Raw genomic sequence first — 23,629 nt, 5'->3', positions numbered from 1 at the left:
AAAGCGATGAACACCCACCTCAAACAATTGATTGAAATTTCGCATTTGGATAAAGAAATTGACTCCTTAGAGCCGTTGATCAGAGAAAAACGGAAAGACTTGGATAAGGCTTTGAATGATAAAGAAGCTAAAAATAAAGCGATTTTGAATTTAGAAGAGGAAAAATTAGCCCTAAAATTACAGGTTTCTAAAAACGAGCAAACCCTACAAGACACGAACGCTAAAATCGCTAGCATTCAAAAGAAAATGAGCGAGATCAAATCCGAAAGGGAATTGCGCTCTTTAAACATTGAAGAAGATATTGCTAAAGAACGCTCCAACCAAGCCAACAGAGAAATTGAAAACTTGCAAAATGAAATCAAGCGCAAAAGCGAAAAACAAGAGGATTTGAAAAAAGAAATGCTAGAGCTTGAAAAATTAGCGCTGGAATTGGAAAACTTAGTGGAAAACGAAGTCAAAAACATCAAAGAAACCCAACAGATCATCTTCAAAAAGAAAGAAGAATTAGTGGAAAAAACCGAGCCTAAAATCTATAGCTTTTATGAAAGGATTAGGAGATGGGCGAAAAACACGAGCATTGTAACGATCAAAAAACAGGCTTGTGGGGGTTGTTTTATTAGACTAAACGATAAGATTTATACCGAAGTGCTAACGAGTGGGGACATGATCACTTGCCCGTATTGCGGGCGTATTTTATACGCTGAGGGCGCGTATGAAAACAGCGTTCAACCTCCAAAAGAAAGCCAACCAAAAGAAAGTCAAGAAGAAAGCCAAGAATTAGTTTGATTGTTTAAGTTTTTCTACCTTTTATTGTTAACTTTGGGGCATCTTTTTGGTGCGCCTTTCATCTTGCTTTTGAGTTTTAAAGAAAAATACCGCCATTCTTTAAAGGCTCGTTTTTTTCTCAAAGACAATTTTTTAAAAAGCGAGCCAACTTTTTGGTTCCATGCATGCTCTTATGGGGAGATCAAATCCTTAGAGCCAATCATTCAAGCTTTAAAAGAGCCGATTTTAATCAGCGTTACCACTAATACCGGCTTTGAATTAGCCGCTCAAACTTATCAGCATTTGGAACATATAGAAGTGCGTTACCTGCCTTTTGAAACTCTATTATTTGCATGGAAAAAAAACTTAAAACGCTTAAAAACTTTGGTGGTTACAGAAGCGGAATTGTGGTTTAACGCGTTTGATACGGCTCAAAAATTAGGGGCAAAAACCATGCTCATTAACGCTAGGATCAGCGTTCGCTCTTACCCTAAGTATCAGCGTTTTTCTTTCTTTTATACGCTTTTATTCAAACGCATTGATTTGATTTTAGCGCAAAGCAAGGACGATCAAAAACGTTTGTTGAATCTAGGGGCTAAAAAAGTGGTGGATTTTTTGAATATCAAGCGTTTTTCAAAGCCTGTGATCACTTCGTTTTACCCTAAAAACCCAAGCGCTTTAAATATTGTTTTAGCCAGCACGCATGAGGGCGAAGAGGAATTAGGGTTAAAAGCGTTTTTAGAATTGAAAAAGACTTTTAAAAACGCAAGACTTTTTGTTGTGCCGCGCCACCCCGAGCGTTTTAAAAGCGTGCGGAATTTGTTGCAAGATATTTTAAAAACGACGCCTTTTAGTTGGGAGTGTTTTTCTTCAAAGGGTTTTGTGGAATGCGATATTTTGTTAGTGGATAGCTTGGGGGAATTGAATAACTTCTATGCGATCGCAGATATTGTCATTTTAGGGGGTTCGTTTGTCAAAATGGGGGGACATAACCCTTTAGAGCCGGCGTTTTTTAATGTACGCCTAATCACAGGGGAGCATCTTTTCAACCAAGTAGCGTTGTTTGAGTTAGTCAAGCCTTATAAAATCGTTCCAAAAGAGGATTTGTTAAGCGCTCTTTTAGATTACAAAAATTTAGGCGTGGCGCGTTTTTTAGAAAACGGGCATGATCTAAACGAATTGCTCGCCTTCATTAAACATTAAAAAGGATAAACATGGAAAAAGCTTATAAAATATTGAGCGTTCAAGAAAACGTTTCGCATAAAAAAGCCAAAGCTTTGATTGATTTGGGGTTAGTGAGCATAGGGGGGAAGAAATTGATGGTTGCCAGAAAAGAATTACCTAAAAACACACGCTTTAATGTCCAAAAAATTGAAAAACCCGGCGTGATTTTTGAAGATGAAAACGTTCTAGCCCTTTTTAAACCCCCCTTTATAGAGAGCTATGATTTAGTTTCTTTTTTCAAAGGTTGGGTTTTGTTGCACCGCTTGGATAAAGAAACAAGTGGGGTGATTTTATTGGTGAAAGAAAATTCAGAGTTCCACTTAAAAGCTAAAAAGGCTTTTAAAAATAGGGCGGTTAAAAAGGAGTATTTAGCGATCGTTCAAGGGATTGTAGAAGAAGAGCGAGAAATCAACGCCCCCATTCTTACGATTAAAACCACTAAAGCGTTTAGCAAGATCTCTAAAAAAGGGCAAGAAGCGGTTACGATCATCACGCCCTTAAAAATCATCAACAAAAAAACCCTTTTAAAAGTGGGGATCAAAACCGGAAGAACCCACCAAATCAGAGTCCATTTAAAGCATATCAACCACCCCATTATAGGCGATACAATCTATGGCGATAGCCAACACTCCGCCAAACGCTTGATGCTCCATGCGCATAAAATCGCGCTGTTAGGGTATGAATTTGAAGCGATCCCTCCTAAAGAATTTGAAATTTAAGGATGAGCATGAACGCTTGGAATACGATTTATGAACGATTTAACCCCATCGCTTTTAGTCTTGGCGGTATTGAAGTGCATTGGTATGGTTTGGCGTATGCGTGTGCGATTGTTATCGCTTTTTATATGGCGTTAAGAATGATCCAAAAAGATCCCAAGCGATTCCCCATTGAAAGGAAGGAATTTGAGAGCTATTTTTTATGGGCGGAGCTTGGCATTGTGCTAGGGGCAAGGATAGGATACATTCTTATTTATGAGCCTAATTCCAGCTATTATTTGATGCATTTTTGGCAAATCTTTAACCCTTTTGATAGTCATGGGAATTTTGTAGGCATTCGTGGGATGAGCTATCATGGGGGGTTGGTGGGGTTTTTGATCGCTTCGTATCTTTATAGCCGTAAGGATTTGAAAAAGCTTTTGATTTATTTGGATTTGATTGCGATTAGCCTGCCTTTAGGGTATGTTTTTGGGAGGATTGGGAATTTTTTAAACCAGGAGCTTGTGGGGAGGGTTGTCCCTAAAGACAGCCATTTAGGGCAAATCATAGGCATTATGGTGGATAACGAGTTGCGTTATCCCAGCCAATTGATTGAAGCGTTTTTAGAGGGGGTTGTCGTGTTTTTAATGGTAATGTGGGCTAAAAAACACACCAAAACGCATGGGTTGCTCATTGTGGTTTATGGTTTGGGGTATTCCTTGATGCGCTTTATTGCGGAGTTTTACAGGGAGCCAGACAGCCAATTGGGGGTTTATTTTTTGAATTTGAGCATGGGGCAGATTTTAAGCTTATTTATGGTAATTGTTTCGTTAGGGATTTTATTGTATGCTACGAAAAATTCTAAAAAAATAAAGGAAAATCAATGAAATTTTTGGATCAAGAAAAAAGAAGACAATTGTTGAACGAGCGCCATTCTTGCAAGATGTTTGACAGCCATTATGAGTTTTCTAGCGAAGAATTAGAAGAAATCGCTGAAATCGCCAGACTATCGCCAAGCTCTTATAACACCCAGCCATGGCATTTTGTGATAGTTACTAATAAGGATTTAAAAAAACAAATTGCAGCACACAGCTATTTTAATGAAGAAATGATTAAAAGCGCTTCAGCGTTAATGGTGGTATGCTCTTTAAAACCCAGCGAGTTGTTACCATACGGCCATTACATGCAAAATCTCTATCCGGAGTCTTATAAAGTTAGGGTGATCCCGTCTTTTGCTCAAATGCTTGGCGTGAGATTCAACCACAGCATGCAAAGATTAGAAAGCTATATTTTAGAGCAATGCTATATCGCTGTGGGGCAAATTTGCATGGGCGTGAGCTTAATGGGATTGGATAGTTGCATTATTGGAGGCTTTGATCCTTTAAAAGTGGGCGAGATTTTAGAACAGCGTATCAATAAGCCTAAAATCGTGTGTTTGATCGCTTTGGGTAAGAGGGTGGCAGAAGCGAGCAGAAAATCAAGGAAATCAAAGGTTGCTGCAATTACTTGGTTGTGATTAAACGAAATCAAAAACTTTTTAATTATAATCAAACCTAAATTAAAGTTTAAGGAGTGGCATTTTGTTTAAAAGAATGGTTTTAATCGCTCTTTTAGGGGTGTTTTCAAGCGTTTCATTAAGCGCTAAGAGTCTTTTAAGAGATGATGGGATTTTAGTTTCTGATTTAAAGGGCATGAAATCAGAACTATCTGATGCGCCTGCTTGGGTTTTTGAAGACCCTAAAGTCCCCTACGAAGAAATGGGCGTGGCGTATATCCCTGTTAATAACAAATATTTAGGGATTGAGCAAGCGACCTTAAACGCTAAATTGAGCTTGATCGTGGTTTTTCATGAAATCATGTTGAAGTATAAAAAACGCTTCATGGAGCAATTCCATGAGTCCGAGCAAACGGCTACGAATATCAGCTACGCTATCTATAATTACCTAGCGACTAAGATCCAGGTAGCCTACACCTATACGAATTTAAAATCGGAGGTGGCTGTGGTGAAAATCAAGCTAGTGGGTTGCCAGATTGAGCAAATCAAAAGGTATTTAAAAGCGAGCGTTGAAAACCTTAACGATAATGAAATCGCTTACATCGCTAAGGTCGCTCAAAAAGAATTTGGTAGCGTTTGCGCTTTAAGGTAGTTTTATAGCATTCTAGCGAGCATGTTTAGGGCATGCTCTACGCTTTTATTTTGAATGCTTTCTCTATTGCCTTCAAAAAAACAGCGATCAATTAAAGCTTGAGATCCTAACTTTTGTGCACCAATATAAATCGTGCCTACAGGATTAGCCTTGCTCCCCCCATTAGGGCCAGCCACCCCACTGATCGCTAGCGCTAAATCCACTTTAAAATTCAAAAACACGCCTGATAGCATCTCTTTCACGCATTCTTCGCTATAAACCCCAAAGACTTTTAAAGTCGTGGCATTGACTTTCAATAATTCGCGCTTAACCTCTTCACTATAACACACAACACCCCCCATAAAAACCGCTGAAGCCCCACTAATGGAAGTGAATGCATGCGATAATAACCCACCAGAGCAGCTTTCAGCCACCGCCATTTTTAAATTTAAAGATTTCAAGCACTCTATTACAGCGTTTGCGCTTTTTTTGTTATCGTCTAATTCCACAATATTAGAATTAAAAAGCGTTTTAAGATAAATTCTCGCTTGTTCTGTATTTTCGCCTTTTAATTCAATGCCATCTTCTTTGACTTGAGCGAGAATGTCCAATCGTTTCAATTCCTTTTTAATCAAAATAAAACCGCTTTCATTATCCATATTCAAAAATTTAAATTTCATTTTTAACCTTTCAAAACCCTAAATTCAGCGTGCGCCACAATTCTTCCACTTCTTCTGTTTCCAAATCAATCGTGCTTTGAGTGCGAAAAAAAGCCTGGATCTTTTCTAAATCCAAGCTTTTAGCTTTCAAACAAGAGGGGTGCGCTAGAATAAACCCTTGCGCTAAAGCGACAGAACGCTCTAATTTTGCATCGCATAAAAAACAAGAATTGTAACTTTGCAAGCGCCCTTCAAAATTCAAAAGGACTGCATACATTTCTAAAATCACTCTTAAGGGGTGCTGTTTGGAGAGTTTGCTGGCCCCATCATCTAAAGTGTCAAAATAGATGCTATCCAAAGAATGCACGCCCTCTAAATGCTTGAACAAAAGAGCGCAAAAGCGTTGCCAAAAAAACAAGCGTTCCATTTCTCTTTCCCAAATATAGCCTAAATGCAAAATATTCCTTAACTTGGGTAAAAATTTATCATCGTTTTCTTCTTCAAAATCAATTTTACGCCCCACATTCAGCACGCTGTGGCGTTTGCCATAGAAACGATAGAGGGTTTTGAGCTGGTTTTTGGTTAAAACGCGCACGATCAAATCTTCATCTCTTATGCTTTGTGTTTGTAAAAGAAACCCTTGCATCACTACTCTTAAGATAATTTGGTTTATTATAAGCAAAACTTGGATACAATCCTAACAAAACTGCAAAATTAAGGAAAAACATGGGATTTGCAGATTTCTTTAAAAATTTTAAGATCAACAAATTGCGGACAACACCAAGTAAGGAAGAACAGCCAAGCCATTGGGTGAAATGCCCTAAATGTTATGCGTTAATGTATCATAAAGAAGTGTTTGGCAAATACAGCGTGTGTTTGAAATGCCATTACCATTTCCGCATGAATGCGGCTGAAAGGATTGAATTTTTATGCGATGTGGGGAGTTTTGAAGAGTTTGACAAACACTTACGCCCTAATGATCCTTTAAATTTCGTGGATAAAGAGAGCTATAAGCAACGCATTAAAAAATACGAAAAAAGGGCTAACCGCCCAAGCTCCGTGATCAGCGGTGAGGCTAAAATCAACCGCATGCCTTTGCAGATCGTGGTGTTTGATTTTAGCTTTATGGGGGGGAGTTTAGGCTCTGTGGAAGGCGAAAAGATCGTAAGAGCGATCAATCGCGCGGTCGCCAAAAAAGAAGCGTTACTGATTGTTTCAGCGAGTGGGGGGGCTAGGATGCAAGAATCCACTTATTCGCTCATGCAAATGGCTAAAACGAGCGCGGCTTTGAACCGATTGAGTGAGGCTAAACTCCCTTTCATTTCGCTCTTAAGCGATCCCACTTATGGGGGCGTTAGCGCGTCTTTTGCTTTTTTAGGGGATCTCATTATCGCAGAGCCTGGGGCGATGATAGGCTTTGCAGGGCCTAGGGTGATTAAACAAACCATAGGGGCGGATTTGCCTGAGGGCTTTCAAACAGCGGAATTTTTATTAGAGCATGGCTTGATTGATATGATTGTGCATAGGAAGGATTTGAAGAAGACTTTGAGCGATCTCATCGCTATGATGATGCATAAGACTTCAAAGATTTTTTAAAGTTTTAACATTGATGCGTTGCGTGGTGTATTCTATCGCTAAAAGTTCGCCTTTAGAGTTAGTGAAAATCTATCAAAAGCAATGCAGGCAATTTGGTTGCGAGCTGGAATTAGTGGATTTATTCCCTAAAAATACCGCCAACGCTCAAAAAGTTTCTAAAGAACTGGCTCAAAAAAGCTACTCTCTAGCCTTTGAGCCGTATTTAAACCCTAAGGCAAAAAATATCGCCTTACACCCTAAAGCTCAAAGGGGCGATAGCTTTGCGTTTAGTAAAATGTTAGAAAATCATCTTAATATTAATTTTTTTATCGCTGGAGCGTATGGGTTTGAAGAAAATTTTTTAAAGGATTGTCAAGCTTGGAGTTTGAGCGAGATGACTTTTAGCCATGAAGTGGCTAAAATTGTCTTATGCGAGCAAATCTATAGGGCTTTAAGCATTATTTTTAAGCATCCATACCATAAATAGGAGGTGCGCATGCGTTTTTACATTATCTTTACATTTTTGTTCATTGTGGGTTTTGGAGTGTTTGTTTATAGTATCGATCCGCAAGCTTATGCCTTCAATTTAGGGAGCTATAGCTTTAATCTTCCCATTGCGGTATGGCTTATGGGCGTTTTAGGCATGTTCGCTTTTTTTTCATGGGTTTTTTTATTCAAACACAATCTCAGCCATAAAATCCGCTTATACCACGAAAAAAGGGATTTTGACAAATTGCTCAAACAAATCCTGTCCCAAGACACCCAAAAGACTTTTTTAAAAACGAAATTTAAAAGCGATCTCGCTAAAAACCTCTCCCAAATCTTAGCCCGCTATGATCTAAAGGCTGATTTAAACACGCCAAGTAGCGGGTGCGAAAAAGTGGATAACCTTTTTAAACATTACCACAATATAGAAAACAACACCCTTGAGCCTAAAGATCACGCTAAACATTCGTTAGCTTATGAGCATGCTTATTTTTCTAAACGCTTGAAGGCTTTCATTCATAACGATTTAAAAAACGCCTTTGAAGTTTTAACAAACGTGCAAATCCCTTTGGAATTACGCCGCTACGCTTTTATAGAAATCGCCCAAAAAGGCAGCAAAAAAGAGGTTTTAAAGGCTGTGAATGCGATGCAAGAGGATTTGGATAAAGAGTGCGTGAAAGCTTTTTTAAAAGCCTTTTTTGAAAAATCCTTAAACACAGACACTTTAAAAATTTCAGAGCTTTGCAAAAAGGTGGGTTATGACAAAGACGATTATTTAAAGCTCGCGCAAAAAGCGCAAAAATTTCTTGTCCCCGATCAATGGTTCCAGTTTTTTGAGATTTTAAGCCAAGAAGACGATAAGGCGCAAAAAGCCTTTTTATTCGTGTTGTTAGAATTAGAAATGAACGATCTCGCTAAGGAACATCTAGCGGTTTTATCTTTTGAAGAATACATGCTTTTAAACGCTTACATGGATTTGAAACAAGAGCATAAAAAAGCCTATAAGTTAGAAGCGTTTTTGTAGGGGTTTGTTTTGCTTCATATTTTTAGGGTAGATAGAAATAGATGGTTACAAAAAATTCAAGGAACGGGCTAATGGAGTCGCCTTTAGCGCCAAATGATAAGAGGAAAGATGCTAATCTTTTAAACCTTGATGAAACTAATCCTAAAAGAAACAGCCAAAGCCAAAAATACGCTTTAACCCACCATAAAAAGTTTTAGTAACCCGTATTTGATGAAAACAGAGCTTTTTTTATTTTTTAAATTTTTTATGAATTTTATCCGTATTTTAAAAATACTTCATTCATTACTACAACAAAAGAGTTTTAAGAAGATTTAAAAAAAGGGCTAAAAAATAAATTTGTGTTTTTAAGAGATGGTATTTTAAAAGATGATAAGGGTATTAAAGAATGCCGTTACTACAAACCTATAAAATCCTATAAAGAGCTATAAAATTCTCTCAATTTGGGATTTTTGTTGTATTCCTAGTTCAACCTTGCTAGTTGCTAAACGATTATTGGATAAGTCATTCAACAGAGCCGTCAAGTCCATAGGCGTAAATTCGGCAGTAACTCTACCTACTAAATGCTTTAAAAGATTGATAGCAGCGTTTATATCTCTATCTAATTCAAAGCCACACTCTAGGCATTGATAAATCCTATCTTTAAGTTTTAAATCTTGTTTAACCTTTTGACAATTAGAACAAATCTTAGAGCTTGGATAGTAAGTACCAGCTCTTAGAATTTCTTTATTAGAGTATTTAGCTTTATATTCTAATAGCGTGTTAAACATGGACATAGAAACATCGCTTAAAGATTTAGCTAACTTGTGATTTTTAAACATGTTTTTGACTTTCAAACTCTCTAAACAAAACGAGTTTGAGTGTCTTATAAGAGAGCTTGTGAGCTTGTGTAAAAAATCAAGTCTGATGTTAGCGATTTTTTCATGCAAGTGGGTAAGCTTTTTAGAATGCTTTAAGTAATTATTAGATTTCTTGGTTTTATCCCCTTTGGTTTTTGGGTGGATTTTTTTACTCAGTTGTCTGCTAATTCTTACAAGCTTCCTAGTAAGCTTATCTAAGGGCTTAGGGGCATAGATATTTAAGCCATTAGACAAACTCACAAAGGATTTAATCCCTGTATCAATCCCTAGCTTATTATGACTCTCTTGGAGTTTATGGGTTCGCTTGTATTCACTCTCATCAATACCACAAGAGATTGAAACATAGAAATGATCGCCCTTTTGAGTGATGGTAGCGTTATGGATTTTGCCTTGAAATCTTAGTTTTTCAGTGAGTTTGATTGGGGGTAAGTTAGGTATTTTTAAATAATCAGTATTAGCTGTTTGAATGATTTTAATTTGGTCGCCCCCTATATAAAAAGAACCTTGAAACTCTCTTTTCTTTTTAAATTTAGGGTAACTCACTAAACCTTTTTTTAAATCCCTAAAAAACTTATTAAAGGCTAGATTTAAGTGGATAAAAGGCTGTTGGGTGGCGTATTTAGTTACTTCATAAACGAAATTAAATTGCGATTTTTTAAGAGCGTTAAATTCTTTTTTAAGCTGTAGATGGTTAGTTTTAATGCCTAGTTGATAATTTTCTTTCCATTTAGCTAATCCACAATTATAAGCTAACCTAGCGCACCCAAAAGCTTTTTTAAAGTAAGTAATATGCTTGTTGTTAGGCTTTAAAGCGATTTTATGCGTGATTGAGATAGCTGACATTGTTAGTTATTACTTCTTGCATTTCATCTAAGAGCTTCTTGTTTTTTTTAGACCTAGAGCCATACAATCTAGCGCTAAAGACGGTTATGATTTCTAAAACATCTTTGGCTAATTCTTCTTCAAACCTCACATTCTCATCGCCCTTATTGATGATAACCACTTCTACTTCTTTAGCTTCACAAATACTGAATACCAATTCGGCTCCAAAGCGTAATAATCTGTCTTTATGCGTTAATACAAGGCGCTTGACTTGATTGTCTAAGATTAAATTTAAAAGCTTGGTTAAGCCTTTTTTATAGTAGTTCATTCCACTCCCTAAATCTTGTATCACTTCATAGTTAAAGCCGCATTTAGCGCAATAAAGCTCTAAAACTTGAACTTGTCTGATTAAGTCATCTTGTTGGTCATGCGAGCTTACTCTAGCATAAGCTATTGTTTTTAATTCATCTTGATTAAAGACCACGCTTCTATTGATACGCCTTAAACTTTCTAACTTATAACGCCTTTCACCGCCTTTAGTGAGTTCATCAGGTTTTAACAAATCTTTTTTATCCCAATTGCGTAAGGTTTGGATAGTTACACCTAAAAGCTTACTCGCTTGACCGATGGATAGCATTCTTTTATTCATGCGAGCAGTATAACACAAAACTTAATAACCTATACAAAAATTATAGTGTTTTATGGATTGTTATAGGATTTTAGTTGCTGTTTGTAGCCCCAAATAACGCTTTAAAAACGCACCACCATAGTGGCCATGTATGAACCTGATTTGAAGTTGCTAGGAGCGCCTTCAGGCAATTTGATATGGAAATACTTTTGACAACCATTAACCGCTTTTTCATAATTTTTAGTGAAAGAATGATGATGGCGGTTTTCTAAAGGCCCTTTCATGTGTTTGCTCGTCAACGCAGAATGCTTTAATTTGACAAACAAAAGCAAGTTTTCACCGAACAACGACTTCATCGTGAAAGCGAACGCTCGTTTGTAAAATGTCCGTTTGTCAATATCAATCCCAATAATCCCACTTCCAGCCGAATAGACTAAAGGTTTTGAATACAATCTCAGATCATCGCCACTCAAAACGCTTAACAAAATCCCTAAACTTATTAGTGTCCTAACCCCATTTTCTTTCCTTAAGATATAACATTATCCGTATGTTTAACAGATAAGGAAATTTAACCTAAAACACCTTAATGGTTGATTAAAAAATTAAAAAAAAATGTATTTTTTAAAAAAGCGTTACGATTTAGAGGTTTGTGAAGATTTTTATAATTGATGGTTATTTTTGAATAATTTTTTTAAATTGATTGATAATGAGATAAGACTCTTTTTTAATCCAATAGGGATCGCTAAAACCTTATTTTAATTTTAAAAAATGGGATTTTTAAGCTTTACTTCAATCAATATTCAAGTTTTCAGATTTTCACCATACAACCTTTTTAAAAGATAAAACACCCCCACAAGCAAAGCCACACCGATTACAAGCGCGAGCGAGTGCGAATGCATAAAACTTGCCACCCCCAAACTCACCGCACTACAAAGCATCGCAATAGTCGCATAAGGGAGTTGCGTGATAAAATGGCTTTGCACCGAACACCCTGACCCTGCAGCTGATAGTATAGTCGTGTCAGAAATGGGGCTTGTGTGATCCCCATAAACCGCACCTGAGAGGATCGCTGAAACAATCAAAATAATATCGCTTTCATTGGCCATGCCCGCTCCAATGGGCAGCATGATCGCAAACGCCCCCCAGCTTGTGCCGGTAGAAAAGGCGATAAACCCAGAGATTAAAAAAAAGATTAAAGGCATGTACACGCCTCCCCCACTATTTAAAAATCCCTTGCTCACTTGCGCCAAGTAAAGCCCCGTTTGAGCGTCGTCTCTAATCACAGGCCCAATAGCCCAAGCGAGCGTTAAGACTAATATCGCCGGCCCCACACTCTTAAAGCCTTCAACAATGAGTTTAAAAAAACTCCCTTTTTCTAAAAATGGATAAGCCAAAAGATAAGTAACAATGAGCGAAAACAGCCCCCCATAAAAGAGCGAAAAACTCGCATCAGTGTTTTTTAAGATCACTCCTGTATAAAAAATCAATGATGAAATGGACGCAATCAATAATAAAATGGAAAGGGGTAACAAGCTTAAGGGGGCTAGTTTTGAAGAGCCTTCTTCTTGTTCGCTATAAAAATCCTTCACGCCTATGTTTTGATACTTCCTCATGCTAGGGAGGTTGATTTGCCATAAAATGGTGAGAAACACCGCAATGAGTGCAAAAATCGCATAATAATTACTGCTCAAGCTTTGCACAAGCACCGAAAAACTATCTTTTAATAAGGGCGAGCTGTCGTTATTCATGATCCCCATAATATATGCCCCCCAGCTAGAAATAGGGACTAATAAGCACACCGGCGCTGAAGTGGAGTCTATAATATAAGCCAAGCGTTCTCGTGTGGAGTTATGAGCGTCGTTTAAAGATTTTGAGATTTGCCCCACGGTTAAAGCGTTAAAATAATCATCTACAAAAATAATGATGCCTGAAAAAAAGGCGATAAATTCGGGGGTTTTGGCGTTTTTAGAGTATTTTTTGGCTTTTTTGACAAAGTTCTGCACGCTACCGGATTTTAAAATCACTTGGCTTAAAACGCCTAAAAAGATTAAAAACCCAAAAACATAGAGGTTGGAAAGATTGAAATTAAGCCCCTTTTCTGGCTCGTAAGTGTAAAAAACGGAAGTGATTTTGTGATAAATATATTCTACGAGTTGGGAAAGGTGCAACGAATGTGTTAAAACAGCGCTCACTAAAATGCCTGTAAATAACGAGAGTGCGACTCTTTTAGTGAAAACCACCATTAAAATAACGCTAAGAGGAACAATAAGGCTTGACGCTGACAATCCCACTATAATAAAATCCTTTAAATCAATCCTTAAATTTCAATTAAAAGAGACAATCAATATTCACAAAATTCTTTGTTAAAAGAAGAGATGAATTTGCCAAAACCAATCGCTTAAAAGATTTTAATCAAGTGGCCGGGAGAGAGGGATTCGAACCCCCGGAGGTATGACCCTCAACGGTTTTCAAGACCGCCGCTTTCAACCACTCAGCCATCTCCCGCTATTTTTATAAAAGTCCCTTGCAAAAGTCCCTAAATGACTACAATATGGAGGCGACACCCGGATTCGAACCGGGGGATCAAAGTTTTGCAGACTCATGCCTTACCACTTGGCTATGTCGCCTTAAATTTTAACACTAGCGTATTCAAAAAATAAAATCAAATCGTGCTCAATTTGAAAATGGTGCCCAAAGCCGGACTTGAACCGGCACGGTATTGCTACCGAGGGATTTTAAGTCCCTTGTGTCTACCAATTCCACCACCTGGGCAAACTAAATAGAAACCATGCTCTAGAAGTTAAATCAATATGGAGCGGGAAACGGGGATCGAACCCGCGGCCCCGACCTTGGCAAGGTCGTGCTCTACCACTGAGCTATTCCCGCGCTCTTTATTCAAAAAGACGATTGTTATTGTATCTAAACTCAATAATAAAAGTCAAGGGCTTATGAAAAATTTCAAAACTGATTTTAAAACCAATCAAAACAGCCAAAACCCCTTTTATTTAAAAAATGAGCAATAATGTTTTGAGTTTCCATTCAAACAAAACCCGTTTAAGAATTTCTAAATGTGGGTAAAAAATATACAATACCTTATAATAAGATGAAAATTCATGGCGTTTTGCACTCATTTTTTATTTCTTTTTAATTTGATTGCATAATAATAGCTGACATAACACATCATCATAGGAGTTTCAATCATGAAAGAAGTCATTCATTCAACGCTAGCCCCAAAAGCGATAGGCCCTTATTCTCAAGCTATCGCTACTAACGATCTTGTTTTTGTCTCTGGGCAATTAGGCATTGATGCGAGTACCGGCGAATTTAAAGGCACAGACATTCATTCTCAAACCACGCAGTCCATGGAAAATATCAAAGCGATTTTAAAAGAAGCAGGGTTAGGGATGGATAGCGTGGTTAAAACGACTATTTTATTGAAAAGTTTAGACGATTTTGCGGTGGTGAATAAAATTTATGGGAGTTATTTTAAAGAGCCTTATCCGGCTAGAGCGACCTTTCAAGTGGCTAAACTGCCTAAAGACGCTTTAGTAGAAATTGAAGCGATAGCCATTAAGTAATTCTATTTAAGGGACTATCAGCATGAAAAAAGAAGTCGTGGTCATAGGCGGTGGGATTGTAGGGCTTTCTTGTGCGTATTCTATGCATAAATTAGGGCATAAGGTCTGCGTGATTGAAAAAAGCGATGGCACAAACGGCACTTCTTTTGGGAATGCTGGGCTCATTTCTGCGTTTAAAAAAGCCCCGCTCTCATGCCCTGGTGTGGTGTTAGACACCCTAAAGCTCATGCTCAAAAACCAAGCCCCTTTAAAATTCCATTTTGGGCTTAATTTAAAGCTCTATCAATGGATTTTAAAGTTTATGAAAAGCGCGAACGCCAAATCCACGCACCGCACCATGGCGTTATTTGAACGCTACGGGTGGCTGAGTATTGATGCGTATCATCAAATGCTAAAAGACGGCATGGATTTTTGGTATAAAGAAGATGGGCTTTTAATGATCTACACTTTAGAAGAAAGTTTTGAAAAAAAGCTTAAAACTTGCGATAACAGCGGTGCTTATAAGATTTTGAATGTGAAAGAAACCAAAGAATACATGCCTATCGCTAATGACAATATCTGCGGGAGCGTGCTTTTAACGGAAAACGTGCATGTGGATCCGGGCGAAGTGATGCGCTCTTTGCAACAATATTTGCAAAACGCGGGCGTGGAGTTCCTTTATAATGAAGAAGTGATCGATTTTGAGTTTAAAAACAACCTTATTGAGGGCGTTATCACGCATAAAGAAAAAATCCAAGCAGAAACAATCATTCTAGCCACCGGGGCTAACCCCACTCTCATTAAAAAAACCAAGAACGATTTTTTAATGATGGGGGCTAAAGGATATAGCATCACCTTTAAAATGCCTGAAGAATTGAAACCCAAGACTTCTTCTTTATTTGCGGATATTTTCATGGCAATGACCCCACGAAGAGACACTGTTAGGATCACTTCTAAATTAGAATTAAACACCAACAACGCTCTCATTGATAAAGAGCAAATCGCTAACATGAAAAAGAATTTAGCCGCTTTCACGCAGCCTTTTGAAATGAAAGACGCCACAGAATGGTGCGGTTTCAGGCCCTTAACCCCTAATGATATTCCTTATTTGGGCTATGACAAACGCTATAAAAACTTAATCCACGCGACAGGGCTAGGGTGGCTTGGCATCACTTTTGGCCCGGCCATTGGTAAAATCATCGCCAATTTGAGCCAAGATGGCGCGAATGAAAAAAATGCCGATATTATGCTTTTTTCTGCATTTTTTAGGGATTAAGGAATTTCTTTTTTAAACCCTAGTTTATTGAGGAGTTTTTATGGAAACGATTGATTCGGTGGTGCGTTTATTATCTAATTTTGTGTGGGGGATTCCCATGCAAATTTTATTAGTAGGCACCGGCTTGTTTTTAACCTTCTATCTTAGGGGTTTGCAATTCAGTAAAATCTTTTATGCGATCAAAATCCTTTTTGACAAAGAGTCCCAATCTAAGGGCGACATTTCGCAATTTTCCGCTCTCATGCTTTCTTTGGGGGCGACTGTAGGCATTGGGAGTATCGTAGGCGTAGCGACCGCTATCAGCATCGCAGGGCCAGGAGCGGTGTTTTGGATGTGGGTTACTGGGCTTGTTGGCATGGCGACTAAGTATTCTGAGGGGATTTTAGCGGTGAAATACAGGGAAAAAGGGGCGTTTGGATACAACGGAGGGCCTATGTATTACATCAAAAACGGCCTTAACATGCCCAAACTCGCCATGGCGTTTGCGATTTTTACGATTATTGCGAGCATTGGCACCGGTAACATGACGCAATCTAACGCGGTTTCTTCCATTTTGAGCGAACAAGCGAACTTGCCTACTTGGGTTTCAGGTTTATTGCTCACTCTTTTAACCGCTTTCATTGTCATAGGGGGGATTAAATCCATTGGTAAATTCACTTCTTACTTAGCTCCTATTATGGTGCTTTTATATTTGATCGCTATTATTTATATCATTGTCAGCCATTTTGATTTAGCCATTCAAGCGATCAAACTCATTTTTGAAGAAGCCTTTAACCCTAAACCCGTTGTGGGCGGAGCGAGCGGCGCGTTGGTAGCGACGATGATAAAAACGGGCGTGGCTAGGGGGTTGTATTCTAATGAAGCGGGGTTGGGGAGTTCAGCCATTATTGCTGCAAGCGCTCAAACACGCCACCCGGTGCGTCAAGCCTTAGTGTCCATGCTCCAAACTTTTATTGTAACTTTAATAGTGTGTTCGGCAACAGCGAGCGTGATTTTAATGGCGCCAGAATACAACACCTTGCTCCCTAATGGGGAAAAATTAAGCGCTAATTTGCTCACTTTAAAAAGCACGGAGTATTTTCTAGGCTCATTAGGGGCGGTGGTGATTTTTTTGACTATGATCTTTTTTGCCTACTCTACGATTATTGGTTGGGCTTATTATGGAGAAAAATGCACGGAATACGCCTTTGGTGAAAAAAAAGTGAAATATTACCGCTTGATCTTTTTAGCGAGCGTGATGGTGGGGGCTATGGCTAAAATTGATTTTGTGTGGAATTTAGCGGATCTTTCTAACGGGCTTATGGCTATCCCTAATTTGATCGCTTTAATCTTATTGCATAAAGTGGTTTATTCTGAAACTCGTTGGTATTTTAGCAAGCATTCTAACAAGTAAGATGGCATGTTAAAAAGGGCGAGTTTTGTAGAAGTGGATACCGCTTCTTTAAGGCATAATTTTAGCGCAGTCAAAAGCATTGTCCCTAAAGACGCCCATATCATGGCGGTTGTTAAGGCGAACGCTTATGGGGCAGGAGCGATTAAAGCGAGCGAAATTTTTTTACAAGAAGGGGCTAATTATTTAGGGGTAGCGACTTTAGATGAAGCTTTAGAATTGCGCTCTCATTTCCCTAAAACCCCCATTTTGATTTTAGGCTATAGCCCTAACGCTAACGCTTCCATGCTGATTGATAACGATTTGAGCGCTATGGTTTTTAGTCTTGAACAAGCAGAAGTTTTTTCTCAAATGGCTTTAAAATCCAAAAAACGCTTAAAAATTCATCTCAAAATTGATACCGGCATGCACCGCTTGGGTTTAGAGCCTAATTTTAAAAGCATAGAAATCATTAAAAAAATCTGCGCTTTAAAGGGCTTAGAAGTGGAAGGAATATTCACGCATTTAAGCAACGCTGATGCTAAGATTAAAACCCATGCTAAAAACCAGATGAAAGCCTTTAACGCTTTTTTAGAGCAGCTTTTGGATCAAAAAATAGAGTTCCAATACCGCCATGCCTATAATTCCGCCGGTATCCTTTCTTTGTGCAATGGGAATGAAAACCGCTTCTTAAACCTTTATCGCCCAGGCATCATGCTCTATGGTTTTTACCCTTCTAATGAAATGAAAGAATCATGCCCAACCATCTTGAAAAATGTTATCAGTTTGAAAGCCCGAATCGTTCAAATCAGAAGCGTTAAAAAAGGCGAATTTATTGGCTATGGCAAGCATTTTTACACCAATGAAGAGACTTTAGTGGGCGTTTTAGCTCTAGGGTATGCAGATGGGTTAATGCGCGCTTTAGGCAATCGCATTCAAGTAGTAATCAATAACCAATTAGCTCCCCTTATTGGCAAGGTGTGCATGGATCAGTGCTTTGTCAAACTCAATGGTATTGAAGCCAAAGAGGGCGATGAGGTCATCTTATTTGGGGATAAAAGCACCAAGGCTAATGACGCAAGCGAAATCGCTATGCTTTTAAACACCATTCCTTATGAAACTATCAGCACCCTATCCAAACGCTTGGAGCGCGTCTATATTTAAAATCAAACCATGCAAAATTTTTATTTTGTGTTAGAATGCTTGAAAAAATTCAGGATTAAAATATAAAATGAAAAAAGTTTTATTTTTATTAGTAATAAGCTTTTTTTGGGGTTTTTTGAACGCTTCTGGCTTGTATGAAAAGCTGGTTAATAAAGAAACGATCAGCGTTGGCACAGAAGGCATTTACCCCCCTTTCACTTACCACAATAAAGAGGGCAAGCTCACCGGCTATGATGTGGAAGTGGCTAGGGAGTTGGCTAAAGAGCTTGGCGTGAAAATCAAATTCCACGAAACTTCATGGGATATCATGCTGACAGGTTTGAAATCGGGGCGTTTTGATATGGTCGCTAATCAAGTGAGTTTGACGACTAAAAAACGCCAAGCGGCTTTTGATAAAAGTTTGCCTTATAGCTATTCAGGCACGATCATGCTCGTTAGAAAAGATGAAAACCGCATTAAAGATATTAAAGACATCAAGGGTTTGAGAGCGGCTAACACTTTAAGCTCCACTTATGGGGAAATCGCTTCCAAATATGACGCTCAAATCGTTTCGGTGGATTCTATGGCGCAAGCCTTGTTGTTGGTGGCGCAAAAACGAGCCGATTTGACCTTAAATAGTTCTTTAGCGATCTTAAACTACCTAAACACCCATAAAAATAGCCCCTTTAAAATCGCATGGGAGTCCAAAGAAAAAGACGGGGGCGCTTCCTTTGTCATTAACAAGCACCAAGAAAAAGCTTTAGAGCTTATCAACCAGGCGATGCAAAGATTGATCAACAAAGGGGTTTTAAAACGCTTAGGCGAACAATTTTTTGGAAAAGATGTCAGCCAACCATAACCTGTCTTTGTTTTTTGAATCTTTAGATTTGAGCAAGGAGCGTTTGGAATTATTATTAGAGGCTTTCTACCCCATGCTAAAAGCCGCTTTTTGCATTTCTTTGCCTTTAGCGATCATTTCTTTTATTTTGGGCTTATTGATTGCTATTGTGGTGGCTCTCATTAAAATCGCACCCCCTAAACGTTTCATTCATAGGGCTTTATTAGCGGGCGTGAATTTCTATGTCTCGCTCATTAGAGGCACGCCTTTATTGGTCCAAATCGTGGTGGTGTTTTATGGTTTGCCCGCTCTTGGGGTTTATATGGATCCAATCCCGGCAAGCATTATTGCGTTTTCCTTTAATGTAGGGGCATACGCTTCAGAGACTTTAAGGGCGAGCTTTCTTTCTGTCCCTAAAGATCAATGGGATTCAAGCTTGAGTTTGGGTTTGAATTACTTGCAAACCTTTTGGCATGTCATCTTTTTTCAAGCGCTCAAAGTCGCCACGCCAAGCCTGAGTAACACTTTCATCAGCCTTTTTAAAGAAACTTCTTTAGCTTCTGTGGTAACCATCGCAGAGGTTTTTAGGATCGCGCAGCAAAAAGCGAACGCCAGCTATGACTTTCTCCCTATTTATTTGGAAGCCGCTTTGATTTATTGGCTTTTTTGCTTGATTTTAGAAGTGATCCAAAAGCGCGTGGAAAAAATCTTAAATTAGGTTGGCTCATTCTAATATTTGATTATAATACAGCCTAAATAATACAAAATAAGGAGATTCTCATGGGTGTGTTTTTAGATAAGAGCATTAAAGAAGTGGTAGATGAATTGAATGTCCGTTATTTTTTGCCTGACATTCAGCGTGAATATGTGTGGCTCAAAAAAGCCGATGAAAAAAAGATAGAGCAACTTTTTGACTCCATTCTTAGGGGCTATCCTATCGGCTCTTTTTTATTTTGGAAATTACAAAAGGAGGATATAGCCAAGAGCGATGAACAAGATAGCGATAAACTCAATTTCCAACTCTATCAATTCATTACAAATTACGATGAGCGAAAGCCCCACAATGAAAAAATCCGTATTGAACAAATCAGGCGTGATGATTTGTCTATTGTGGCCAACAACGCTTGACCTCGCTTTATATCGGGCTTAAAGGCAACGCTTAAGAAAAAGAACGCTAAAACCAACAACCCTAACGCTTATGAAGAGAAGCGTTTGTATTTGAATTTGAAGCGCCAGCCAAACATGGACAACCCAGAAGACAATTACCAGTTTGAATTTCATGCTCAAAAGCCTGAAAACGATAAAAAACATTGGTGGTTTAAGGTGGGGGATATTTTGGAATTAAAAAGTGTTGTAAATTATACGAGAGAACACGAATTAGATGGTGAAGAGTCAGCATTACTAGAAACACTAAACAAAGCTTTTCACGACAAACAACTCATTTCATATTTTGAAGAAACAGAAAAAAATCTTAATAAAGTTTTAAATATTTTTATCCGTGTCAATAGCGGCGGGGTTAAGTTAAGCTATTCTGATTTATTGATGTCTATTTTGACAGCAAGCTTTTCAAGCGATATTAGAGAAAAAATGAATGAGCTAGTGGATGCTTTAAAAGATAAAGGTTTTCCAAATGTGGGGAAAGACCAGGTGCTAAAAACCTGCTTGCTTCTCATTGGTAAAGACACTACTTTTGAATTAAAAAATTTTAATAAAAAAAATATCAAAGAAATTGAAGACAATTGGGAAAAAATTACAGAAAGCATTTATAACGCTGCAAAACTATTAGAAAATTTTGGTTATGCGGGCTATCTGGGTTCAGCTTATATTTTATCCAGTTTAGCCTATTTTTATTTTTTAAATTCAAAAATGAATGAGAACGATAAAGAACAAGCCCTAAAATTTGTCCGTAACGCTCAAATCACGAGTTATTTCACTCCTTCAACGGATACAAAATTAAGTGCCATAGCCCATAGCATGAAAGATGCGCAAACTTTTGAATCATTCAACCACAATTTAGCCAAACACCAAACATGCCCTTTAAAAATCACTAACGATGCTATAGAAGACATGATGTGTTCTAGTAGCCATGCTTTAGTCTTTCCTATCTTGCAAATCTTATACCCAAACCTGAACTATAAAACCGCCACTTTTCATATAGACCATATTTATCCAAAGTCCAAGTTTAAAAAGGAAAATAAAAAATTGGATAAAGATTTCTATAAGTGTGAGAATCATTTATACAACCTCCAACTTTTAGAAGGCACAGAGAACCAAGCCAAAAAGGATAAAGACCCTGAGGTGTGGCTCAAAGAAGAATATAAAGATAATCAACAAGCCATAGAAGAGTATAAAAAAAGAAATTATATTGACCCTACCCTAAAATTAGAATGGGAAAATATAAAAGAATTTCGTGAAAAAAGAGAAGAAGCTATCATTACCAAATTAAAAGAAGTGTTATTGCCCAAGTCTTCATAGGAGTGTTTTTTTGGCTGATAGAATCAAGTAAAGCGTTTTGACAAAATGGGTAAAACAAAATGTAAAATCGTTTAAGTGATGCTTAATGATAAAAAAGATAGAACAACCCACTTTTTGAGTGCTAATAAATTTCATTTACTGCTTATTATCTAAAAAAATTCCTTTAAGGTGTAAGGTAGCTATATTAATTTTATCAATCTTAGTTTCAAAATGAAAAATTTAAAACAGGGCGATAGCCTTAATGAAAGGATAATCAATAAAACATTTAGGCAAAAAAGAGGTAAGAACCTTAGGGTTATCTTCGCTTGGCGGGACTTTAGAATTTTACGATTTTATCATCTTTGTATTTTTTACGAGTATCATTGCCAAGCACTTTTTCCCAAACACGCTCAGCCCTATTTGGTCTGAAATCAACACTTATGGTATCTTTGCCGCAGGTTATCTGGCGCGCCCGCTTGGTGGCATAGTGATGGCCCACTTTGGGGATAAATTCGGTCGTAAAAACATGTTCATGCTCTCTATTTTATTGATGGTAATCCCAACCTTTGCGCTCGCTTTGATGCCAACTTTTAATCATTTGGTGAGTTTTGGCGTTGATAGCATGGGACTTAGCCTAAAAAACGCTCATTATCTTGGTTACATAGCTCCTGTTTTTTTGGTGTTTGTTAGGATTTGTCAAGGCGTTGCTGTGGGTGGTGAATTGCCTGGCGCTTGGGTTTTTGTCCATGAACATGCCCCGCAAGGCCAAAAAAACACTTATATCGGTTTTTTAACCGCTTCCGTAGTTTCTGGGATTTTGCTTGGGAGTTTGGTTTATATAGGGATTTATATGGTTTTTGACAAGCCTGTTGTTGAAGCTTGGGCTTGGAGGGTTGCCTTTGGTCTTGGAGGGGTTTTTGGTATCATTTCTGTGTATTTGAGGCGCTTTTTAGAAGAAACTCCTATTTTTCAGCAAATGAAGCAAGACGATGCCTTAGTCAAATTCCCGCTTAAAGAGGTGTTTAAAAACTCTCTCTTTGGTATATCAATCTCCATGCTTATCACTTGGGTTTTAACCGCTTGTATTTTGATTTTTATCCTTTTTGTTCCCAATTTTACCCTTACGCATCCTAATTTTAATTTCACTCCGTTTGAAAAAACCTATTTTCAAATTTTAGGGCTTGTTGGTATTGTAAGTTCTATTATTTTAACCGGGTTTTTGGCCGATAAAATCAAACCGCACAAAGTTTGTATGGCTTTTAGTGTGGCCTTTGCCTTTTTTGGCTTTTTATTCTTTAAAGAATTTTATTCTAACACACCAAGTTTAGTCAATACCATAGTTTTATACTTTTTAGCTTGTTTTTGTGCAGGTATTATGAATTTTTGCCCTATTTTTATGAGCGATGTGTTTAGCGCTAGAATCCGTTTTAGTGGGATTTCTTTCGCTTATAATATAGCCTATGCTATAACCGCTGGCTTTACCCCTCAACTTTCAAGCTGGTTAAATGCAAAAGCCATAGCAGCACCTGAAAGTTTGCAAAGTTATGGTTTAAGCTTTTATATCCTCATAGTTTCTTTAATTGCCTTTATTACATCGCTTTTAATGGCGCCAATTTACCGCAAATCCAGTGATACCGAAGTGTCGCCCACAGCATGAAGGATGCGCAAACCTTTGAATCATTCAATCAAGATTGAGCCGATTTTCATCAGACCATGTTTAAAAAAAGAAACTATATTGAACCTAAAATTAGAATGGGAAAATATAGAGGAATTTCGTGAAACAAGGGAAGAAGCTAAAAAATTAAAGGAAGTGTGATTATCTAAGTCTTAATGGGGTGTTTTAGCGTTGGTGGATTTTTGGTGATGATGAGATTTTTAACATTCAAAGATTTTTGAACTTGTTGTTTTAGATTTCATTTTGTTGTAAAACTCTTAAGGGGGTGGGGGGTATAATTCCTCTCTGCAACCTCACTAAAACTCCATAGCCCCTATGGAGCGCATCACAATGAGATTATCGCTTGATTAAAGTCAAGCCCTCTAATATTTTCTCACCCTAAAACACCCACCCATAATTAAAAAACACCTTAAAATGGCTAGCCCCTTCATTAAAAACAAAAGAGTTCGTGTAATC

Annotated in this window: 24 protein-coding genes, 4 tRNA genes and 1 pseudogene; 19 read left to right on the top strand and 10 right to left on the bottom strand. The window is 37.9% G+C overall.

The genetic code is table 11. The features are described from left to right. Positions 1-6: 6 nt before the first annotated feature. From I6852_RS06060 to I6852_RS06035, 6 genes are all read left to right on the top strand, one after another. A complete protein-coding gene (locus I6852_RS06060) occupies positions 7-786 on the top strand; it encodes a zinc ribbon domain-containing protein (RefSeq protein ID WP_197291787.1) in 780 nt (259 codons plus the stop codon). Further along, positions 787-1,968 (top strand): lipid IV(A) 3-deoxy-D-manno-octulosonic acid transferase, encoded by a 1,182-nt coding sequence (waaA, locus tag I6852_RS06055; RefSeq protein WP_197291788.1) that lies wholly within the window; start codon positions 787-789, stop codon positions 1,966-1,968. Positions 1,969-1,979: 11 nt separating this feature from the next. Beyond that, complete coding sequence (locus tag I6852_RS06050) at positions 1,980-2,708, top strand: RluA family pseudouridine synthase (RefSeq protein ID WP_197291789.1); 729 nt, start codon at positions 1,980-1,982, stop codon at positions 2,706-2,708. 8 nt (positions 2,709-2,716) lie between these two features. Then, the gene (gene lgt, locus I6852_RS06045; RefSeq protein ID WP_197291790.1) at positions 2,717-3,571 is read left to right on the top strand and encodes a prolipoprotein diacylglyceryl transferase; all 855 of its coding nucleotides are present in this window, start codon (positions 2,717-2,719) and stop codon (positions 3,569-3,571) included. Then, positions 3,568-4,200, top strand: a complete 633-nt coding sequence (gene rdxA, locus I6852_RS06040) for an oxygen-insensitive NAD(P)H-dependent oxidoreductase RdxA (protein WP_197291791.1) — start codon at positions 3,568-3,570, stop codon at positions 4,198-4,200. The genes lgt and rdxA overlap by 4 nt, the downstream gene beginning before the upstream one ends. Before the next feature lie 64 nt (positions 4,201-4,264). Then, complete coding sequence (locus tag I6852_RS06035; RefSeq protein WP_000476715.1) at positions 4,265-4,831, top strand: hypothetical protein; 567 nt, start codon at positions 4,265-4,267, stop codon at positions 4,829-4,831. Positions 4,832-4,833: 2 nt separating this feature from the next. Here I6852_RS06035 and I6852_RS06030 read toward each other — a convergent pair whose 3' ends face one another. Together I6852_RS06030 and recO are read right to left on the bottom strand one after the other, a co-directional pair. Beyond that, a complete protein-coding gene (locus I6852_RS06030; protein WP_197291792.1) occupies positions 4,834-5,490 on the bottom strand; it encodes a CinA family protein in 657 nt (218 codons plus the stop codon). A 10-nt stretch (positions 5,491-5,500) separates the two neighbouring features. Further along, positions 5,501-6,115: a recombination protein RecO gene (recO, locus tag I6852_RS06025; RefSeq protein WP_001161261.1), complete on the bottom strand. Its 615-nt coding sequence runs from the start codon at positions 6,113-6,115 to the stop codon at positions 5,501-5,503. Between the two features lie 80 nt (positions 6,116-6,195). Here recO and accD point away from each other — a divergent pair, with 80 nt between their 5' ends. From accD to I6852_RS08120, 4 genes are all read left to right on the top strand, one after another. Next, entirely contained in the window at positions 6,196-7,065 is an 870-nt protein-coding gene (gene accD / locus I6852_RS06020; protein WP_197291793.1) for an acetyl-CoA carboxylase, carboxyltransferase subunit beta, read from the top strand. Positions 7,066-7,078: 13 nt separating this feature from the next. Then, on the top strand, positions 7,079-7,531 hold the full coding sequence (gene rlmH / locus I6852_RS06015; protein WP_150145589.1) for a 23S rRNA (pseudouridine(1915)-N(3))-methyltransferase RlmH: 453 nt from the start codon (positions 7,079-7,081) through the stop codon (positions 7,529-7,531). A 9-nt stretch (positions 7,532-7,540) separates the two neighbouring features. Further along, positions 7,541-8,554, top strand: coding sequence for a LapA family protein (locus I6852_RS06010; protein WP_147746617.1), 1,014 nt, complete (start codon positions 7,541-7,543; stop codon positions 8,552-8,554). 71 nt (positions 8,555-8,625) lie between these two features. Then, positions 8,626-8,751: a hypothetical protein gene (locus tag I6852_RS08120; protein WP_269434517.1), complete on the top strand. Its 126-nt coding sequence runs from the start codon at positions 8,626-8,628 to the stop codon at positions 8,749-8,751. 225 nt (positions 8,752-8,976) lie between these two features. Here the strand turns inward: I6852_RS08120 and I6852_RS06005 are convergent, their stop codons facing one another. The 8 genes from I6852_RS06005 to I6852_RS05970 all read right to left on the bottom strand — a co-directional run bounded on the left by I6852_RS06005 (position 8,977) and on the right by I6852_RS05970 (position 13,747). Then, a complete protein-coding gene (locus I6852_RS06005; protein ID WP_197291794.1) occupies positions 8,977-10,254 on the bottom strand; it encodes an RNA-guided endonuclease InsQ/TnpB family protein in 1,278 nt (425 codons plus the stop codon). Next, the gene (locus I6852_RS06000; protein WP_001042546.1) at positions 10,229-10,882 is read right to left on the bottom strand and encodes an IS607-like element IS607 family transposase; all 654 of its coding nucleotides are present in this window, start codon (positions 10,880-10,882) and stop codon (positions 10,229-10,231) included. Before I6852_RS06000 ends, I6852_RS06005 begins: the two co-directional genes overlap by 26 nt. Before the next feature lie 101 nt (positions 10,883-10,983). Beyond that, positions 10,984-11,346: a hypothetical protein gene (locus tag I6852_RS05995; RefSeq protein ID WP_000953827.1), complete on the bottom strand. Its 363-nt coding sequence runs from the start codon at positions 11,344-11,346 to the stop codon at positions 10,984-10,986. A gap of 315 nt (positions 11,347-11,661) precedes the next feature. Next, positions 11,662-13,152 (bottom strand): Na+/H+ antiporter NhaC family protein, encoded by a 1,491-nt coding sequence (locus I6852_RS05990; RefSeq protein ID WP_197291795.1) that lies wholly within the window; start codon positions 13,150-13,152, stop codon positions 11,662-11,664. A 126-nt stretch (positions 13,153-13,278) separates the two neighbouring features. Beyond that, positions 13,279-13,366 (bottom strand) — tRNA-Ser (locus tag I6852_RS05985). A gap of 47 nt (positions 13,367-13,413) precedes the next feature. Further along, positions 13,414-13,488 (bottom strand) — tRNA-Cys (locus I6852_RS05980). Positions 13,489-13,546: 58 nt separating this feature from the next. After that, positions 13,547-13,633 (bottom strand) — tRNA-Leu (locus I6852_RS05975). 39 nt (positions 13,634-13,672) lie between these two features. Beyond that, positions 13,673-13,747 (bottom strand) — tRNA-Gly (locus tag I6852_RS05970). A 314-nt stretch (positions 13,748-14,061) separates the two neighbouring features. Here I6852_RS05970 and I6852_RS05965 point away from each other — a divergent pair. From I6852_RS05965 to I6852_RS05925, 9 genes and pseudogenes are all read left to right on the top strand, one after another. Next, positions 14,062-14,439 carry a RidA family protein gene (locus I6852_RS05965; protein ID WP_197291796.1) on the top strand — a complete coding sequence of 126 codons (378 nt, stop codon included), beginning with the start codon at positions 14,062-14,064 and terminating at the stop codon, positions 14,437-14,439. Positions 14,440-14,461: 22 nt separating this feature from the next. Then, positions 14,462-15,694, top strand: a complete 1,233-nt coding sequence (locus I6852_RS05960; RefSeq protein ID WP_197291797.1) for an NAD(P)/FAD-dependent oxidoreductase — start codon at positions 14,462-14,464, stop codon at positions 15,692-15,694. Between the two features lie 40 nt (positions 15,695-15,734). Next, on the top strand, positions 15,735-17,087 hold the full coding sequence (locus I6852_RS05955; protein ID WP_197291798.1) for an alanine/glycine:cation symporter family protein: 1,353 nt from the start codon (positions 15,735-15,737) through the stop codon (positions 17,085-17,087). A gap of 6 nt (positions 17,088-17,093) precedes the next feature. Beyond that, entirely contained in the window at positions 17,094-18,227 is a 1,134-nt protein-coding gene (gene alr / locus I6852_RS05950) for an alanine racemase (RefSeq protein ID WP_197291799.1), read from the top strand. Positions 18,228-18,294: 67 nt separating this feature from the next. After that, entirely contained in the window at positions 18,295-19,065 is a 771-nt protein-coding gene (locus I6852_RS05945) for an amino acid ABC transporter substrate-binding protein (RefSeq protein WP_197291800.1), read from the top strand. Beyond that, positions 19,049-19,762 carry an amino acid ABC transporter permease gene (locus tag I6852_RS05940; protein ID WP_197291803.1) on the top strand — a complete coding sequence of 238 codons (714 nt, stop codon included), beginning with the start codon at positions 19,049-19,051 and terminating at the stop codon, positions 19,760-19,762. The genes I6852_RS05945 and I6852_RS05940 overlap by 17 nt, the downstream gene beginning before the upstream one ends. A gap of 62 nt (positions 19,763-19,824) precedes the next feature. Continuing rightward, positions 19,825-19,968: pseudogene (locus I6852_RS08015) on the top strand (DUF262 domain-containing protein); the annotation flags it as partial. A 294-nt stretch (positions 19,969-20,262) separates the two neighbouring features. Beyond that, positions 20,263-21,519, top strand: a complete 1,257-nt coding sequence (locus I6852_RS05930; RefSeq protein WP_231626143.1) for a DUF262 domain-containing protein — start codon at positions 20,263-20,265, stop codon at positions 21,517-21,519. 256 nt (positions 21,520-21,775) lie between these two features. Continuing rightward, positions 21,776-23,155 carry an MFS transporter gene (locus I6852_RS05925; protein WP_197291805.1) on the top strand — a complete coding sequence of 460 codons (1,380 nt, stop codon included), beginning with the start codon at positions 21,776-21,778 and terminating at the stop codon, positions 23,153-23,155. Positions 23,156-23,629 lie beyond the last annotated feature (474 nt).

Origin of the sequence: Helicobacter pylori (genome assembly GCF_015904775.1) — a bacterium.
In the GTDB taxonomy this organism is placed as follows: Bacteria; Campylobacterota; Campylobacteria; order Campylobacterales; family Helicobacteraceae; genus Helicobacter; species Helicobacter pylori_DM.
This window is presented reverse-complemented; position numbering and strand designations above follow the sequence as displayed.

Excerpts from the sequence above, each read along its gene's own strand:
- rdxA (WP_197291791.1), top strand. The coding sequence starts at position 3,568 with ATGAAATTTTTGGATCAAGAAAAAAGAAGACAATTGTTGAACGAGCGC.
- I6852_RS06060 (WP_197291787.1), top strand. The coding sequence starts at position 7 with ATGAACACCCACCTCAAACAATTGATTGAAATTTCGCATTTGGATAAA.
- I6852_RS05955 (WP_197291798.1), top strand. The coding sequence starts at position 15,735 with ATGGAAACGATTGATTCGGTGGTGCGTTTATTATCTAATTTTGTGTGG.
- I6852_RS05960 (WP_197291797.1), top strand. The coding sequence starts at position 14,462 with ATGAAAAAAGAAGTCGTGGTCATAGGCGGTGGGATTGTAGGGCTTTCT.
- I6852_RS05945 (WP_197291800.1), top strand. The coding sequence starts at position 18,295 with ATGAAAAAAGTTTTATTTTTATTAGTAATAAGCTTTTTTTGGGGTTTT.
- alr (WP_197291799.1), top strand. The coding sequence starts at position 17,094 with ATGTTAAAAAGGGCGAGTTTTGTAGAAGTGGATACCGCTTCTTTAAGG.
- accD (WP_197291793.1), top strand. The coding sequence starts at position 6,196 with ATGGGATTTGCAGATTTCTTTAAAAATTTTAAGATCAACAAATTGCGG.
- I6852_RS06050 (WP_197291789.1), top strand. The coding sequence starts at position 1,980 with ATGGAAAAAGCTTATAAAATATTGAGCGTTCAAGAAAACGTTTCGCAT.
- I6852_RS05965 (WP_197291796.1), top strand. The coding sequence starts at position 14,062 with ATGAAAGAAGTCATTCATTCAACGCTAGCCCCAAAAGCGATAGGCCCT.
- I6852_RS06030 (WP_197291792.1), bottom strand. The coding sequence starts at position 5,490 with ATGAAATTTAAATTTTTGAATATGGATAATGAAAGCGGTTTTATTTTG.
- I6852_RS06010 (WP_147746617.1), top strand. The coding sequence starts at position 7,541 with ATGCGTTTTTACATTATCTTTACATTTTTGTTCATTGTGGGTTTTGGA.
- rlmH (WP_150145589.1), top strand. The coding sequence starts at position 7,079 with ATGCGTTGCGTGGTGTATTCTATCGCTAAAAGTTCGCCTTTAGAGTTA.
- I6852_RS06000 (WP_001042546.1), bottom strand. The coding sequence starts at position 10,882 with ATGAATAAAAGAATGCTATCCATCGGTCAAGCGAGTAAGCTTTTAGGT.
- I6852_RS08120 (WP_269434517.1), top strand. The coding sequence starts at position 8,626 with ATGGAGTCGCCTTTAGCGCCAAATGATAAGAGGAAAGATGCTAATCTT.
- recO (WP_001161261.1), bottom strand. The coding sequence starts at position 6,115 with ATGCAAGGGTTTCTTTTACAAACACAAAGCATAAGAGATGAAGATTTG.
- I6852_RS05940 (WP_197291803.1), top strand. The coding sequence starts at position 19,049 with ATGTCAGCCAACCATAACCTGTCTTTGTTTTTTGAATCTTTAGATTTG.
- I6852_RS06005 (WP_197291794.1), bottom strand. The coding sequence starts at position 10,254 with ATGTCAGCTATCTCAATCACGCATAAAATCGCTTTAAAGCCTAACAAC.
- lgt (WP_197291790.1), top strand. The coding sequence starts at position 2,717 with ATGAACGCTTGGAATACGATTTATGAACGATTTAACCCCATCGCTTTT.